Below are 13,401 nucleotides of genomic sequence, written 5' to 3' on the forward strand. Positions count from 1 at the left end.
GTGCCACGGGCGGCGGGACCCGGCACGGGCGGCGCCGCGGAGGCGGTCAGGGGGTGACGGCGAAGTGGTCCAGGACCGCGTCGGCCATCTTCGGGTCGCCCTCGACCTTGATGCGCTCGCGCACCGCGGCGGGCCGGACCCGTCCGCAGGCCAGCCGTACGTAGGTCTCCCAGTCCATCGAGAACGTCGCCAGGGGCCCCAGCGAGGGGCTGCCGCTGACCGAGCCGCGGCCCTTGTCGTCCACCCGGACCGTCCGCATGAACTCCAGCGGACCGCTCACGTCCAGCACCACCGCCGAGTTGTGCGGCGCCCCGGCGTCCTTGGCGACCACCTTCGGCAGCCCGGCCAGGAGCATGTCCCGGGCGACGAGGGCACCCGGGGAGTCGAGGTTGCCGGGCTTGCCCAGCGCCCGGCGGAGGTCCTGCTCGTGCACCCACACGTCGAAGGCCCGCATCTGCAGCTGCCACTCCAGCGTGACCTCGTCGCGGCCGGGCAGCACCGAGCGGACCACGGCGTCCGGGGCGCGCTTCTCGTTGCGGAGCTGCCGCTGCCGGCGGATGAGGGTGTACTCCAGTTCGCCGGTCATCTCCGGGCCCGTGTGGTGCCGGCGGACGTCGACCTGCACCTCCATGTAGCGGCTCGTCTCGTCCGTCACGTGGTACAGGTCGCGGGGCAGGGTGTGGATCGGCCGCGGGTCGCCGAGGAGTTCGCACTCGATGCCGATGACGTGCGACACCACGTCCCGCACCGACCACGCGGGGCATTCGGTGCGCCGGTTCCACTCGCCCTCGACCAGCGGTGTCACCAGCTCGGATATTGCTTCGACGGAGTGGGTCCAGGCGTCAACATAGGGCTGAAGGCGTGGATGCTCGGTCACGGGACCCCTCGTGGCAGCGGTGCGGATCGGTTGTTCGCGGTGTGGGTGCTATCAAGTTAGTCTGCGGACAGGCACCCTGGCAGTGCTTTTGAGTGACGATCGTAGGACGCTTTGACGGGGAGGGTTTAACCCCCTCGGACCCACGGACGGTGGTACGGTGCTCGCTTCGTTGATCCAGATCGGTGTGGACCAGGACGAATCGGTCACCGCCCGTCGTGAACGCGCCGCCGCGCTGGTGCGCGACCAGGCGGCGTCCGACCTCGTCGTCCTTCCCGAGCTGTGGCCCACCGGCGCGTTCGCCTTCGAGCGGTTCGACGCCGAGGCGGAGAGCACCGAGGACGGCCCGACCGCGGTGGCGATGAGCCGCGCCGCGAGGGACGCCGGTGTCTGGCTGCATGCCGGGTCGGTCGTGGAGCGCGCCGGGAGTGGGGAGTTGTACAACACCTCGCTGGTCTACTCACCCGACGGCGAACTCACCGCCCGCTACCGGAAGATCCACCGCTTCGGCTTCGACCGCGGCGAGGCGACCCTGATGTCCGCCGGACGCGAACCGGTCACGGTCGAGGCCGCGGGGGCGACCCTGGGCCTGGCCACGTGCTACGACCTGCGCTTCCCCGAGCTCTTCCGGGCGCTGACCGATGCGGGCGCCCAGGTGCTCGTCGTGCCCGCCGGTTGGCCGGACAAGCGGGCCGCGCACTGGAGCCTGTTGGCCAGGGCCCGCGCGGTGGAGAACCTGACGTACGTCCTGGCCTGCGGCACCGCAGGAAGCCACGCGGGCGTGCCGCAGGCCGGCCGCAGCGCCGTCATCGACCCGTGGGGCGAACCGCTGGCCGAGGCGGCGGACGCGACCGAGCAGGTCATCAGGGCCGACCTCGACCTCGGCCGACTCGCCGCCGTCCGCTCGGAGTTCCCCGCCCTCAAGGACCGCGTCCCCGGCCTCGGCGGATAGCGCCACGCGGACCGCGCCCCCGGGACGGCCCGGCGCGGAATGCCGCCGGGGGCCGGGCGGTTGCACAGCGGCAAACGGGTGCGTCCGGCACGCAGCGGTGTACGGGCGCCCCTCGACGTGCGGAAACGGCAGGGAGTGCGCGGATGGGTGTGTTCGTTGTCGACGGCCACGGGACCGGCGCCGTCGCGCTGGGCCCGGCCGAGTCCCACGGGCAGATCGCCCGGGCCGACGTCGCCGCCACGCTCGCCGCGCTGCTGCACGAGTCCCGCATCGGCCGACAGATCCTGGAGCTCGACACGGGCTCCACCTCGATCGGGGACGCCGTCGCCGCCAACGTCCCCGGACCGCGCGGCTGAGCGTGCCGCCCGCGGAGGCCGGCGCCGGGCACGGGCGCGGGGGCGGAGTGCGGGCGCGTGGGTGAGGTCGCCGACCCGGGCTCCCGACGGGTGGTGGCCGACCCGTGCCGCCCGGCCCTCCGTGCGGGGGATCTCCGGGGTCGAGCGGCCTCGGGGGCGGAGGCGCCCGTCAGGGCCACCGTGCGGTGCGGGGATGCCCCGATCCGCGCCCGGGGCTCTGGGTGTAGCGCCGGTAGGTCGCTACCGTTTCAAGCGGTCTAGACCAAAGGTCCGGACCTGCACCGGCACTCGCATGCCGTGCCGCTCTCCCCCCACTTCAGGAGCCCTCCCATGCGACAGACGCCTGCCCTGCCCGCGGCCCTACGCGCCACCCGCCCCGCGGGGAGGCGCTCGTGAACCGCCTCGACGACCTGCGCGAGCACGTGCTCGGCCTGTTCCGGATGGTCGTCGGCCTGCTCTTCGCCTGCCACGGCGCCGCCTCCCTCTTCGGGGTGCTCGGCGGACCGCACGGCGGTCAGCCGCCTGCCCTCGGCCAGTGACCGGGCTGGTGGGCGGCCGCCATCCAACTCGCGGGCGGTGTCCTGGTGACGACGGGCCTGTTCACCCGGATCGCCGCGCTCGTCTGCTCCGGCTCGATGGCCTACGCCTACTTCGTGAAGCACCAGCCCGGCGGCCTCTTCCCGATGGAGAACGGCGGCGAGGCCGCTGCCATGTTCTGCTGGGCGTTCCTGCTGCTCGCCGCCCTCGGTCCCGGCCGATGGGCGCTCGACGGTCTGACCGGCCGGAGCCGCGAACGCGACCGTACCCGCACCCCCGGCGCGGTGGAAGGCGGTGTCCTCGCCCCCCTGAGCGCCCCGCGTCCGCCCCCGCCCCCGTCTCCCAGCCCAGGCAGCCGCGCCCACGCCGGGGGAGGCGGGGGCGCGGCAGCAACGTCTGCCAGGAGTGGCCCCGGCCACGTCCCGCCGAGTCGGGCCCGGCCACACGGCTGCGGTGTCCGGCGCGGTGTCCGCGACCGGTCATGATCTGTCGCAGCGAACTGTGAGCGTTCTCGACGAAGTTCGAGTGCTGCGGAGGGAGGTGGCCGGAGCCACGGGGCGGGTGGCGCCCTCAGGTAGCTGGGGTGTGCCAGGCGGTTTCGGCGTCCTGGGCGGTGCGGTAGGTGGGGAGGACTCGGTCCAGGCCGACGATGCGGAATATCCGGCTGACGCGGTCAGGGACTGAGGCCAGCGCAAGGCTCGCCTCGGCGGCGAGGGCGCGGTTGTGTGCGGCGATGAGCACGGTGATGCCGGTGGAGTCGCAGAAGGTGAGGGCGCCGAGGTCGAGCACGAGCTGCTGGCCAGGGTTCAGGTGGAGAGCCCGCAGTACGCCGCGGATCTCGGGTGCGGTGTGGTGGTCGAGTTCTCCTTCGAGCTCGATGACCCGCCCGGCCGGAGTGGTGCGGGTGTTGAGGGTCAGGTGCTTGGTCACTGCTGCTCGTCACTGGGGGGCTGGGGCACGTGGATGGCCAGGACGGCGGTGTCGTCGTCGACACCAGTGCCGAAGGCGTCGAGCAGGCCGCGGACCGCGCTGATGGTGCCCGTGGCGGTGGCGGGGGCCAACGCGCGGCCGAAGTCGAGGAAGGCGTCGTCGCCGTAGCGTTCGTCGTCGTCGTCGTCGCCGCCGCCGTCGCCGACGGCGGCGTTGGTGTGGGCTTCGGTGAGGCCGTCGGTGTGCAACAGGAGGGTGTCACCGGGGGCAAGGTGCACTGTGGCGGTGGAGATGTGGGCGTCTGGCAGGACGCCGATGAGCTGTCCGCCGGGGGTGGGAAGAAAGTCGGCGGTGCCGTCGTCGCGCATCAGCAGGGCCGGGGGATGGCCGCCGCTGGCCAGGGTGATCTGGAAGCCGCCGTGGAGACGGTCGGGGGTGAGCAGGCCGAAGATGACGGTGCAGAAGCGGGGGTCGCTGCCGTTGTATTCGTGGTTGAGGACGGTGTTGAGGTTGCCGAGTACGGCGACCGGGTCCGGGTCGTAGACGGCTGCGGCGCGCAGGGTGTAGCGGGCCAGCGAAGTGACGGCTGCCGCGGCGGCGCCCTTGCCGCAGACGTCGCCGAGGAACATTCCCCAGCTGCCGGCGGCGAGGGGGAAGAGGTCGTAGAAGTCGCCACCGACCTCGTCGACGGAGGCGACGTGGTAGTACGCGGAGACGTCCAGGCCGGGGACGTTCGCCAGGGCCGGCGGCAGCAGGGTCTTCTGCAGGGTGGATGTCAGCGTCTGGAGGCGGTCGCGTTCCCGGTCGGCGGCCTTGCGGGCGCGCAGCAGCTCGGTTTCGTAGGCGCGGCGGTCGCGGGCGTCGAAGATCGTGGTGCGGATCAGCAGCGGCTGCCCATCGCGGCCCTCCTTGACTGTGGAGGTGACCAGGACCGGGAGGTGCGAGCCGTCGGCGGCCTTCAGCTCCAGGGCGATGCCGTTGATCTCTCCCTGCATCCGCAGCATCGGGGCGAAGTGCGTCTCGTGGTAGAGCCGGCCGCCGACCGCGAGCAGATCGGAGAAGTGCTTGCGGCCCACCAGGTCCTTGCGCTGGTAGCCGAGCCAGTCCAGCAGGGTGGTGTTGACTTTCGCGATCCGGCCGTCGAGCTGGGTGGAGAGGTAGCCGCACGGCGCGTGCTCGTACAGATCCTCGGCACTGTCCTCAAGCAGCGCGGAGAACTGTGCCTGATCATTCACCGGCCCCTCGTCTCCTCTCGCTCCACCCTGTTCTTCGTCGTTCGTCCTGCTCATCACCGGGTGGCCTCCGCGAAGGCGGCGATCGTCGCGGCGGTCTCCTCGGGAGCGGCGAGCTGCGGGCAGTGCCCGGTCGCATCCAGCGTGACCAGCCGGCTGCCCGGTATCTGTGCCTGCACGAAGGCGCCCACCTCGGGCGGGGCGATCGCGTCGCTGGAGCACTGGGCGACCAGGGTAGGCACCCTCACCCTGGCGAGGTCGGCGCGGTTGTCGGACAGGAACGTCACCCGGGCGAACACCCGCGCGATCTCCGGATCGGTACGGCAGAAGCTGCTGGTCAGCTCCTCACCCAGCTCGGGCCGGGCCGGGTTGCCCATGATGACCGGGGCCATCGCACCCGACCAACCCAGGTAGTTCGCATCGAGCGACTCCAGCAGCTCGTCGATGTCCTCAGCACTGAACCCGCCTCGGTAACCGGCGTCGGGGTGGTCGATGAAGCAGGGCGACGGCGCCAGCAGCACCAGACCTGCGAATGCCCCGGGCTCTCGCGTGGCGGCCAGCACGCCCATCATGGCGCTCACCGAGTGCCCGACGAACGTCACCGGGCCCAGTGCGAGCTCCCGGCACAGTTCCAAGAGGTCGTCGACGTACCCGTCCAGGGTGGAGTACCGCTCCCGGCTCCACGCCGACAGGTCCGAATTTCCCGCTCCGACGTGGTCGAAGAGGACCACGGTGAAGTGGCGCTCCAGCTCCGGTACCACCAGGCGCCACATGTTCTGGTCGCACCCGAACCCGTGCGCCAGCACCAACGCCGGCCCACCATCCCGGCCGCTCACCCTTACGTGGTTCCTGCTCCGCACGTCCATGCGGCACATCGTCCCAGACCGGGTCCGCCATCCGCGCCCACCACAGTGACCTCTCCAGATCACCGGACCTCGGCGTCACTCGACCTTCGCCGGGGAACAGCGGCCACCCGCCTTCGTTGCGAGTCACCCAGCCTTCGGTGTGAGGAATCAGGTCTTCAGCCCCGCGCGGGAGTCAGGACGCCACGAGTCCGCTCGCTACGGCAAGGTCGTGGGGTACGGGCGTGACGTCCGCTGCCGATGGCTGTACGGCCGGGTGGCTCTACCCTCACGCAGCGGGCGGGGGCACCGCAGCAATTCCGTGGCTGTCGGGGGCTTGGGGCTCGGGGCATCGGAGCATCGGAGGCGCGCACACGCGCCGGCGTCCGCGCCGGGCCGACGGCCGTTCCCGGCGCGGCAGTGGCACCCTGGAGGGATGAGCAAGCGAGCCCGCGTCCGCGCCCCTGAGCTGCGAGGACGCTCCTGGATCAACACCGGCGGCAAGGAGCTGTCCCTCGCGGACCTCCGGGGCCGCATCCTCGTGATCGACTTCTGGACCTCCTGCTGCATCAACTGCCTGCACGTCCTGGACGAGATGCGGGAGTTGGAGGAGAAGCACCGGGACACCACGGTGATCGTCGGGGTGCACTCGCCGAAGTTCGTGCACGAGGCCGAACCGCAGGCGGTGCGGGACGCGGTCGAACGGTACGAGGTGCACCACCCGGTGCTGGACGACCCCGAACTGACCACCTGGAAGCAGTACGCCGTACGCGCCTGGCCCACCCTCGTCGTCGTCGACCCGGAGGGTTACGTGGTGGCCCAGCACGCCGGTGAGGGCCACGCGCACGCCCTCGCTGCCCTGGTGGCCGAGCTGGAGGAGGAGCACGCCGCCAAGGGCACCCTGCGGCGCGGGGACAGCCCGTACGTCCCGCCGGAGCCGGTGGCCGGCGAGCTGCGGTTCCCGGGCAAGGCCCTGCAACTGCCCGGCGGCACCTTCCTGGTCTCCGACACCACCCGGCACACCCTGGTCGAGCTGGACACCGACGGCGAGAGCCCGCTGCGCCGGATCGGCACCGGGCAGCGCGGGGCGGCGGACGGGCCGGCCGGTCGGGCGCAGTTCAGCGAGCCGCAGGGGCTCGCCCTGCTGCCGGACGGCAGCGTCGCGGTGGCGGACACCGTCAACCACCTGCTGCGCCGCTTCGACCCGGTCGGCGGCGAGGTGTCCACCCTGGCCGGTACCGGGACGCAGTGGTGGCAGGGCTCGCCCACCGCGGGGCCCGCCCGCGAGGTGTCGCTGTCCTCGCCCTGGGACCTGGCGTGGTTCGCGGACCGGCTGTGGATCGCGATGGCGGGCGTCCACCAGCTGTGGACGTACGACCCGGCAGACGGGCGGGTCGGTGCCGGGGCGGGGACGACCAACGAGGGACTGGCCGACGGCCCGGCGGCCGAGGCGTGGTTCGCCCAGCCGTCCGGCCTGGCGGCGACGGAGGACCGGCTCTGGGTGGCCGACTCGGAGACCTCCGCCGTGCGCTGGCTGGACCGCGACCTCGCGGTGCACACCGCCGTCGGTACCGGCCTGTTCGACTTCGGGCTCCGGGACGGTCCTGCCGGGCAGGCGCTGCTCCAGCACCCCCTCGGGGTGACGGCGCTGCCGGACGGCTCGGTCGCCGTCAGCGACACCTACAACCACGCGCTGCGCCGGTTCGATCCGGCGACCGGGGAGGTCAGCACGCTCGCCACCGGGCTGCGGGAGCCCTCGGACGCGGTCCTCGACGCGTCCGACCCGGGAGTCGTGGTGGTGGTCGAGTCGGCCGGGCACCGGCTGACCCGGCTGCGTCTGCCCGAGGAGGCCGTGCGGGTGGAGTCGGTGGCGCACCGCACCCAGCGCTCGGCCACCGAGGTCGCGCCGGGTGAGTTGGAGCTGGACGTCGTCTTCCAGGCGCCGCGCGGGCAGAAGCTGGACACCCGGTACGGGCCGTCCACCCGGCTCCAGGTGAGCGCGACACCACCGGAGCTGCTCGTCGAGGGCAGCGGTCAGGGCACCGAGCTGGGCCGGCGGCTGGTGCTGGACGGCAGCGTGCGGGAGGGGGTGCTGCACGTGTCGGCGATGGCGGCCTCCTGTGACGACGACCCGGCGAATCCGTACCCGGCCTGTCACATGCACCAGCAGGACTGGGGTGTGCCGCTCGTCCTCACCGAGGACGGCGCGCACCGGCTCCCGCTGGTCCTGGCGGGCGTGGACGAACGCGCCTGAACGGGCCCGGACCGGCGGACGTCCGCGCGAGCGGCAGACGCCGCCGCGCGTCGCCGCAGGCGGCGTGCAGAGGGGCGGACCGGTGTGCACCGATCCGCCCCTCTCCCCCCGTGCCCCCCGCAAAGACAAGCCTGTTGTCCGATCTTCACCACAGTGTCATGGGCGTTTCCCGGCTGTGTGACAGTCCGTCCCCGCGGTGTCACGGAGGCCGGGCCCTCGGGGAGGCGCGAAGGGTTCCGGAGACGGAACGTCAACCCTGGAGGAAGGCGGCCAGGGCCGAGGTGAGCAAGCCCGGGTCCGCAGCGCCGGCCAGTTCCCTGGCCGAGTGCATGGAGAGGATCGCGACCCCGACGTCCACCGTGGCGATGCCGTGCCGTGCCGCGGTGATCGGCCCGATCGTGGTGCCGCAGGGCATGGCGTTGTTCGAGACGAAGCTCTGCCACGGCACCTCGGCCCGTTCACAGGCGGCGGCGAACAGCGCCCGGCCCGTGCCGTCCGTGGCGTAGCGCTGGTTGACGTTGACCTTGAGGATCGGGCCGCCGTTCGGCATCGGGTGGTGCGTCGGGTCGTGCCGCTCGCCGTAGTTGGGGTGGACGGCGTGTCCGGTGTCGGAGGAGAGGCACACCGAGCCGGCGTACGCGCGGGCCCGCTCCTCCGGGCCGCCGCCGCGGGCGAAGACGGTCCGTTCCAGCACGTTGCCGAGCAGCGGGCCGTCCGCGCCGGTGTCGGACTGGCTGCCGTTCTCCTCGTGGTCGAAGGCGGCGAGTACGGGGATGTACGGGAGCCCGCCCTCGCTGGCCGCCCCGGCGGCGTCGGCCAGGGCGACCGTGCCGGCGTGGACCGAGAGCAGGTTGTCCATCCGGGGCCCGGCCAGCAGCTCTCGCTCCCTGCCCAGGTAGGCGGGCGGCTCGACGCTGTGCACCATCAGGTCCCAGCCGGTGACCTCGGCCGGTGCCAGGCCCGCCTCCTCGGCCAGGAACTCGATCAGCTCGCCCTCACGCGGGGTGCCCAGGCCCCACAGCGGGGTCATGTGCCGCTGGCGGTCGAGCTTGAGCCCGTCGTTGACCTGGCGGTCCAGGTGGATGGCGAGCTGCGGCACCCGCAGCAGCGGGCGGTCCACGTTGACCAGGCGGGTGGTGCCGTCCTTCAGGACGAGCCGGCCGGCCAGCCCGAGGTCGCGGTCGAGCCAGGTGTTGAGCAGGGTGCCGCCGTAGACCTCCACGGCGAGCTGCCGCCAGCCGTGCGCCCCGGTGTCCGGGGAGGGCTTCACTCGGAGGTTGGGAGAGTCGGTGTGCGCGCCGACGATGCGGAACGGCGTCGCCGGGGTGGCGTTCTCCGGGACGTACCAGGCGAGGAGTGCGCCGCCGCGCCGGACGTACCGGCCGCCGGCCGTTCCGTCCCAGGGGTCGGTCTCGGCCAGCTCGCGGAAGCCGGCCTTGTCCAGCCGCCCGGCCGCGGACTCCACCGCGTGGTACGGGGTGGGCGAGGCGGTGAGGAAGGCCACGAGGTCGTCGCTGTGTCCGCGGTCGAACCGCGCGGGTGTGTGCTGCATGGCGTCCAATATACGAACGCCGCACGCGACGGCGGAGGTCCCGCCTCCCCCGACCGGGGGCGGGACCTCCGCCGTCGCGCCGTGTCCGTGCCGCGGCACGGGCCCCGGGATCAGAACCCGGCTTCGTCCAGCTCCATCACGGAGAGGTCGATGGCCTCGGCCGCGCGCCGTTCGGTGGAGACCCCGGGCAGCACGTTCGCGGCGAAGAACTTCGCCGCTGCGATCTTGCCCTGGTAGAAGGGCACGTCCTTGGCCGGCGCGTCGGCCAGCTTCCCGGCGGCGACGGCCGCACCACGCAGCAGCAGGTAGCCGATGACGACGTCGCCCGAGGCCATCAGGAACCGGGTGCTGTTCAGCCCGACCTTGTAGATCGAGTTGACGTCCTTCTCGGTGGCGGCGAGGTCGGTCAGCATCGTGCCGACGATCGCCTCCAGGTCCGCGGTGGCCTGCGAGAGCTGCTCGCGGGCCGGTGCGAGGTCCTCGCCGCCGGGCGCCTCGACGAGGAACTTCTTCATCTCCTCGGAGAGCGAGGTCAGCGCCTGGCCCTGGTCGCGGACGACCTTCCGGAAGAAGTAGTCCTGACCCTGGATCGCTGTGGTGCCCTCGTAGAGGGTGTCGATCTTGGCGTCCCGGATGTACTGCTCGATCGGGTACTCCTGGAGGTATCCCGAGCCGCCGAAGGTCTGGAGCGACTGCGCGAGCTGCTCGTAGGACTTCTCCGAGCCGTAGCCCTTCACGATCGGCAGCAGCAGGTCGTTCAGGCGGACGGCGGCCGAGGCGTCCTCTCCGGCGTCCTCCTTCATGAGGATCTCGTCCTGCACCGAGGCGGTGTAGAGGACGAGGGCGCGCATGCCCTCGACGTACGCCTTCTGCGTCATGAGCGCGCGGCGGACGTCCGGGTGGTGCGTGACGGTGACGCGCGGCGCGGTCTTGTCGGTGAACTGCGCCAGGTCGGCCCCCTGCACCCGCTCCTTGGCGTACTCCAGCGCGTTCAGGTAGCCGGTGGAGAGCGTGGCGATGGCCTTCGTGCCGACCATCATCCGGGCGAACTCGATGATCTTGAACATCTGGCGGATGCCGTCGTGCTTCTCGCCGAGCAGCCAGCCCTTGGCCGGGTGGCGGTCGCCGAAGGTCATCTCACAGGTGTTGGAGGCCTTGAGGCCCATCTTGTGCTCGACGTTGGTGGCGTAGGCGCCGTTGCGCTCGCCCAGCTCGCCGGTCTCCCAGTCGAAGTCGTACTTCGGCACGATGAAGAGCGACAGGCCCTTGGTGCCCGGGCCGTGGCCCTCGGGGCGGGCGAGGACGAAGTGCACGATGTTCTCGGACATGTCGTGCTCACCCGAGGTGATGAACCGCTTCACGCCCTCGATGTGCCAGCTTCCGTCCTCCTGCCGCGCCGCCTTCGTGCGGCCGGCGCCGACGTCCGAGCCGGCGTCCGGCTCGGTGAGGACCATCGTCGAGCCCCACTGCCTGTCGACCATGAGCTGCGCGACGCGGTGCTGCTCCTCGGTGCCCTCCTCGTGCAGCACGCCGGCGAAGGCCGGGCCGGAGGCGTACATCCACACGGCCGGGTTGGCGCCCAGGATGGTCTCGGCGAAGCCCCACAGCAGCGAGCGCGGGGCGGCGGTACCGCCGAGCGCCTCGGGGATGCCCAGCCGCCACCACTCGGCGTCCATGTAGGCCTGGTAGCTCTTGCGGAAGGACGCCGGGACCGGCGCGGTGTTGGTCTTCGGGTCGAAGACGGGCGGGTTGCGGTCGGCGTCCTCGAAGGAGGCGGCCAGCTCGGTCTCGGACAGCCGGGCGATCTCGGAGAGCACGCTCCTGGCGGTATCGACGTCCATCTCTGCGAACGGCCCCTTGCCGTACACCGCGTCGCGACCGAGCACCTCGAACAGGTTGAACTCGATGTCGCGGAGATTCGACTTGTAGTGCCCCATGGCGACAGGCTCCGTAAACGACGGGGAGGGCCGTGGGATGGACTCCTCCGATGCGTACCAGTACGTTCTCCCCATCATGCTACCCACCGGTAATAAGAAGCAACCCCCACCGTGCGTGAGTGTGACCGACTCGTCGTCCCGTCGGCGTAACCTTGGGCGCATGTACGGCTACGACCAGACCGCGTCCGCGGGACACCAGGGCTACCAGCAGGCCCAGGGCCCGTACGCCGGCCACCACGCGCAGCAGCCCCCGCCCGGTTACGGGCAGCAGCCGCAGCAGCAGCCGCTCTACCCGGAGCCCTCGCCCCCCTCGCTGTCCGAGGCGGTCCGGGCCTTCACCACCGGCGCGATGTCACCGGAGGACTTCCAGGGCGTCTTCCACAACGCCAAGGTCTACTGCCCGCGCGGTGACACCCCCGGTTTCCTGGCGCTGCACAACACGCAGCAGCCGGTGATCCCGATGTTCACCACGCTCAAGGAGTTGCGGGCCTACGCGGGCAAGGAGTCCCGGTACTTCGTCATCACCGGCGGCGAGGTGCTGGACCTGCTGCCCTTCGGCTACGGCTTCGTCCTGGACATGGAGGGCGACCACCGGGTCGTCTTCGACGCGAAGGCGGTCGAGGAGCTGACCGACTTCGCGATGCGCCGGATGTACGGCTGAGGCGAGCGGCGCACGGCTTCCCGGTCGTGAGCGGGTCCGGGCTGCCGGGCCTTCGGGGGTGGGCGGCGCGTCCGGGGGGTGTTCCGGGAACACGTGCGCCTCGGTGAAGGTTGACAGTTCAACTAGATTGGTTGGATCAGCCGAGGAGGCGCCCGATGCCCGCGATCACCGTGGAGAACCCGCTCACCCTGCCCCGCGTCACCGCACCCGCCGGTGAGACGCTCCCGCGTCCGGTGCGTGCCGTCAGCACCGCGCTCAGCGGCTTCGAGGGCGAGGGCTTCCCCGTCCGCCGCGCCTTCGCGGGGATCAACCACCGCAACCTCGACCCGTTCATCATGATGGACCAGATGGGCGAGGTGGAGTACGCGCCCGGCGAGCCCAAGGGAACCCCCTGGCACCCGCACCGCGGCTTCGAGACGGTCACCTACATCATCGACGGGATCTTCGACCACCAGGACAGCCAGGGCGGCGGCGGCACCATCACCAACGGCGACACCCAGTGGATGACGGCGGGCTCGGGCCTGCTGCACATCGAGGCGCCGCCGGAGCAGCTGGTCGTGTCCGGCGGTCTCTTCCACGGCCTCCAGCTCTGGGTGAACCTCCCGGCCGGGGACAAGATGATGGCCCCCCGGTACCAGGACATCCGCAGCGGCAGCGTCCAGCTCCTCACCTCCCCCGACGGCGGCGCGCTGCTGCGGGTCATCGCCGGCGCGCTGGACGGCCACGAGGGCCCCGGCGTCACGCACACGCCGATCACGATGGTCCACGCGACCCTCGCGCCGGGCGCCGAGGTGACCCTGCCCTGGCGGGAGGACTTCAACGGCCTCGCCTACGTGATGGCCGGGCGCGGATCGGTGGGAGCCGAGCAGCGCCCGATCCACCTGGGGCAGACGGCGGTCTTCGGGGCCGGCGGTTCGCTGACCGTCCGCGCGGACGAGAATCAGGACGCGCACACGCCGGACCTGGAGGTCGTCCTGCTGGGCGGGCGGCCGATACGTGAGCCGATGGCGCACTACGGCCCGTTCGTCATGAACACCCAGGCCGAACTCCAGCAGGCTTTCGAGGACTTCCAGAAGGGCCGGCTGGGCACGGTCCCGGCCGTCCACGGGATGTCCGAGGGCGGGCTGTAGGGAGCAGGTCCGGGCGCCGCACCCGTGGCCCGCCGGGGCAGGAACCCGCCCGGCCGGCGGCTGCGGCGGGTTCAGCCCCATACCGGCGGGGGCGCGTCCTCCAGATCTCGAACCAGATGGACTTGCCCTCGCCGCGCGGGTCCA

Annotated in this window: 11 protein-coding genes and 1 pseudogene; 6 read left to right on the forward strand and 6 right to left on the reverse strand. The window is 71.9% G+C overall.

Going from position 1 to position 13,401, the window contains the following annotated elements:
• Positions 1-46: 46 nt before the first annotated feature.
• Positions 47-877 (reverse strand): maleylpyruvate isomerase family mycothiol-dependent enzyme, encoded by an 831-nt coding sequence (locus H300_RS0117460; protein WP_028428465.1) that lies wholly within the window; start codon positions 875-877, stop codon positions 47-49.
• Positions 878-1,034: 157 nt separating this feature from the next.
• On the opposite strand from H300_RS0117460, the gene H300_RS0117465 reads away from it, so the two are divergent.
• The 3 genes and pseudogenes from H300_RS0117465 to H300_RS32525 form a co-directional block, all read left to right on the forward strand.
• Positions 1,035-1,826, forward strand: coding sequence for a carbon-nitrogen family hydrolase (locus H300_RS0117465; RefSeq protein WP_028428466.1), 792 nt, complete (start codon positions 1,035-1,037; stop codon positions 1,824-1,826).
• A 143-nt stretch (positions 1,827-1,969) separates the two neighbouring features.
• Complete coding sequence (locus tag H300_RS0117470; protein WP_028428467.1) at positions 1,970-2,182, forward strand: hypothetical protein; 213 nt, start codon at positions 1,970-1,972, stop codon at positions 2,180-2,182.
• 440 nt (positions 2,183-2,622) lie between these two features.
• Positions 2,623-2,985: pseudogene (locus H300_RS32525) on the forward strand (DoxX family protein); the annotation flags it as partial.
• Positions 2,986-3,289: 304 nt separating this feature from the next.
• Here the strand turns inward: H300_RS32525 and H300_RS0117480 are convergent.
• Genes H300_RS0117480 through H300_RS0117490 form a run of 3 tightly spaced genes read right to left on the reverse strand, consistent with a single transcriptional unit; the run spans position 3,290 to position 5,747 of the window.
• Positions 3,290-3,649: an STAS domain-containing protein gene (locus tag H300_RS0117480; protein ID WP_028428468.1), complete on the reverse strand. Its 360-nt coding sequence runs from the start codon at positions 3,647-3,649 to the stop codon at positions 3,290-3,292.
• On the reverse strand, positions 3,646-4,938 hold the full coding sequence (locus tag H300_RS0117485; protein WP_028428469.1) for a SpoIIE family protein phosphatase: 1,293 nt from the start codon (positions 4,936-4,938) through the stop codon (positions 3,646-3,648). The genes H300_RS0117480 and H300_RS0117485 overlap by 4 nt, the downstream gene beginning before the upstream one ends.
• The gene (locus tag H300_RS0117490) at positions 4,938-5,747 is read right to left on the reverse strand and encodes an alpha/beta fold hydrolase (protein ID WP_028428470.1); all 810 of its coding nucleotides are present in this window, start codon (positions 5,745-5,747) and stop codon (positions 4,938-4,940) included. The genes H300_RS0117485 and H300_RS0117490 overlap by 1 nt, the downstream gene beginning before the upstream one ends.
• Positions 5,748-6,159: 412 nt before the next feature.
• On the opposite strand from H300_RS0117490, the gene H300_RS0117495 reads away from it, so the two are divergent.
• The gene (locus H300_RS0117495) at positions 6,160-7,977 is read left to right on the forward strand and encodes an NHL domain-containing thioredoxin family protein (RefSeq protein ID WP_028428471.1); all 1,818 of its coding nucleotides are present in this window, start codon (positions 6,160-6,162) and stop codon (positions 7,975-7,977) included.
• A gap of 250 nt (positions 7,978-8,227) precedes the next feature.
• Here the strand turns inward: H300_RS0117495 and H300_RS0117500 are convergent, their stop codons facing one another.
• Together H300_RS0117500 and H300_RS0117505 are read right to left on the reverse strand one after the other, a co-directional pair.
• Positions 8,228-9,529 (reverse strand): M18 family aminopeptidase, encoded by a 1,302-nt coding sequence (locus H300_RS0117500; RefSeq protein ID WP_028428472.1) that lies wholly within the window; start codon positions 9,527-9,529, stop codon positions 8,228-8,230.
• A 110-nt stretch (positions 9,530-9,639) separates the two neighbouring features.
• A complete protein-coding gene (locus H300_RS0117505; protein ID WP_028428473.1) occupies positions 9,640-11,466 on the reverse strand; it encodes an acyl-CoA dehydrogenase in 1,827 nt (608 codons plus the stop codon).
• A 160-nt stretch (positions 11,467-11,626) separates the two neighbouring features.
• Here H300_RS0117505 and H300_RS0117510 point away from each other — a divergent pair, with 160 nt between their 5' ends.
• On the forward strand, positions 11,627-12,127 hold the full coding sequence (locus H300_RS0117510) for an SseB family protein (protein WP_028428474.1): 501 nt from the start codon (positions 11,627-11,629) through the stop codon (positions 12,125-12,127).
• 155 nt (positions 12,128-12,282) lie between these two features.
• A complete protein-coding gene (locus H300_RS0117515) occupies positions 12,283-13,257 on the forward strand; it encodes a pirin family protein (protein WP_028428475.1) in 975 nt (324 codons plus the stop codon).
• Positions 13,258-13,401: the final 144 nt, after the last annotated feature.

It is taken from the genome of Streptomyces sp. TAA040 (assembly GCF_000424845.1).

Coding starts and splice junctions, on each gene's coding strand:
- H300_RS0117470 (WP_028428467.1), top strand. CDS start 1,970: ATGGGTGTGTTCGTTGTCGACGGCCACGGGACCGGCGCCGTCGCGCTG.
- H300_RS0117485 (WP_028428469.1), bottom strand. CDS start 4,938: ATGAGCAGGACGAACGACGAAGAACAGGGTGGAGCGAGAGGAGACGAG.
- H300_RS0117490 (WP_028428470.1), bottom strand. CDS start 5,747: ATGGACGTGCGGAGCAGGAACCACGTAAGGGTGAGCGGCCGGGATGGT.
- H300_RS0117495 (WP_028428471.1), top strand. CDS start 6,160: ATGAGCAAGCGAGCCCGCGTCCGCGCCCCTGAGCTGCGAGGACGCTCC.
- H300_RS0117500 (WP_028428472.1), bottom strand. CDS start 9,529: ATGCAGCACACACCCGCGCGGTTCGACCGCGGACACAGCGACGACCTC.
- H300_RS0117505 (WP_028428473.1), bottom strand. CDS start 11,466: ATGGGGCACTACAAGTCGAATCTCCGCGACATCGAGTTCAACCTGTTC.
- H300_RS0117510 (WP_028428474.1), top strand. CDS start 11,627: ATGTACGGCTACGACCAGACCGCGTCCGCGGGACACCAGGGCTACCAG.
- H300_RS0117515 (WP_028428475.1), top strand. CDS start 12,283: ATGCCCGCGATCACCGTGGAGAACCCGCTCACCCTGCCCCGCGTCACC.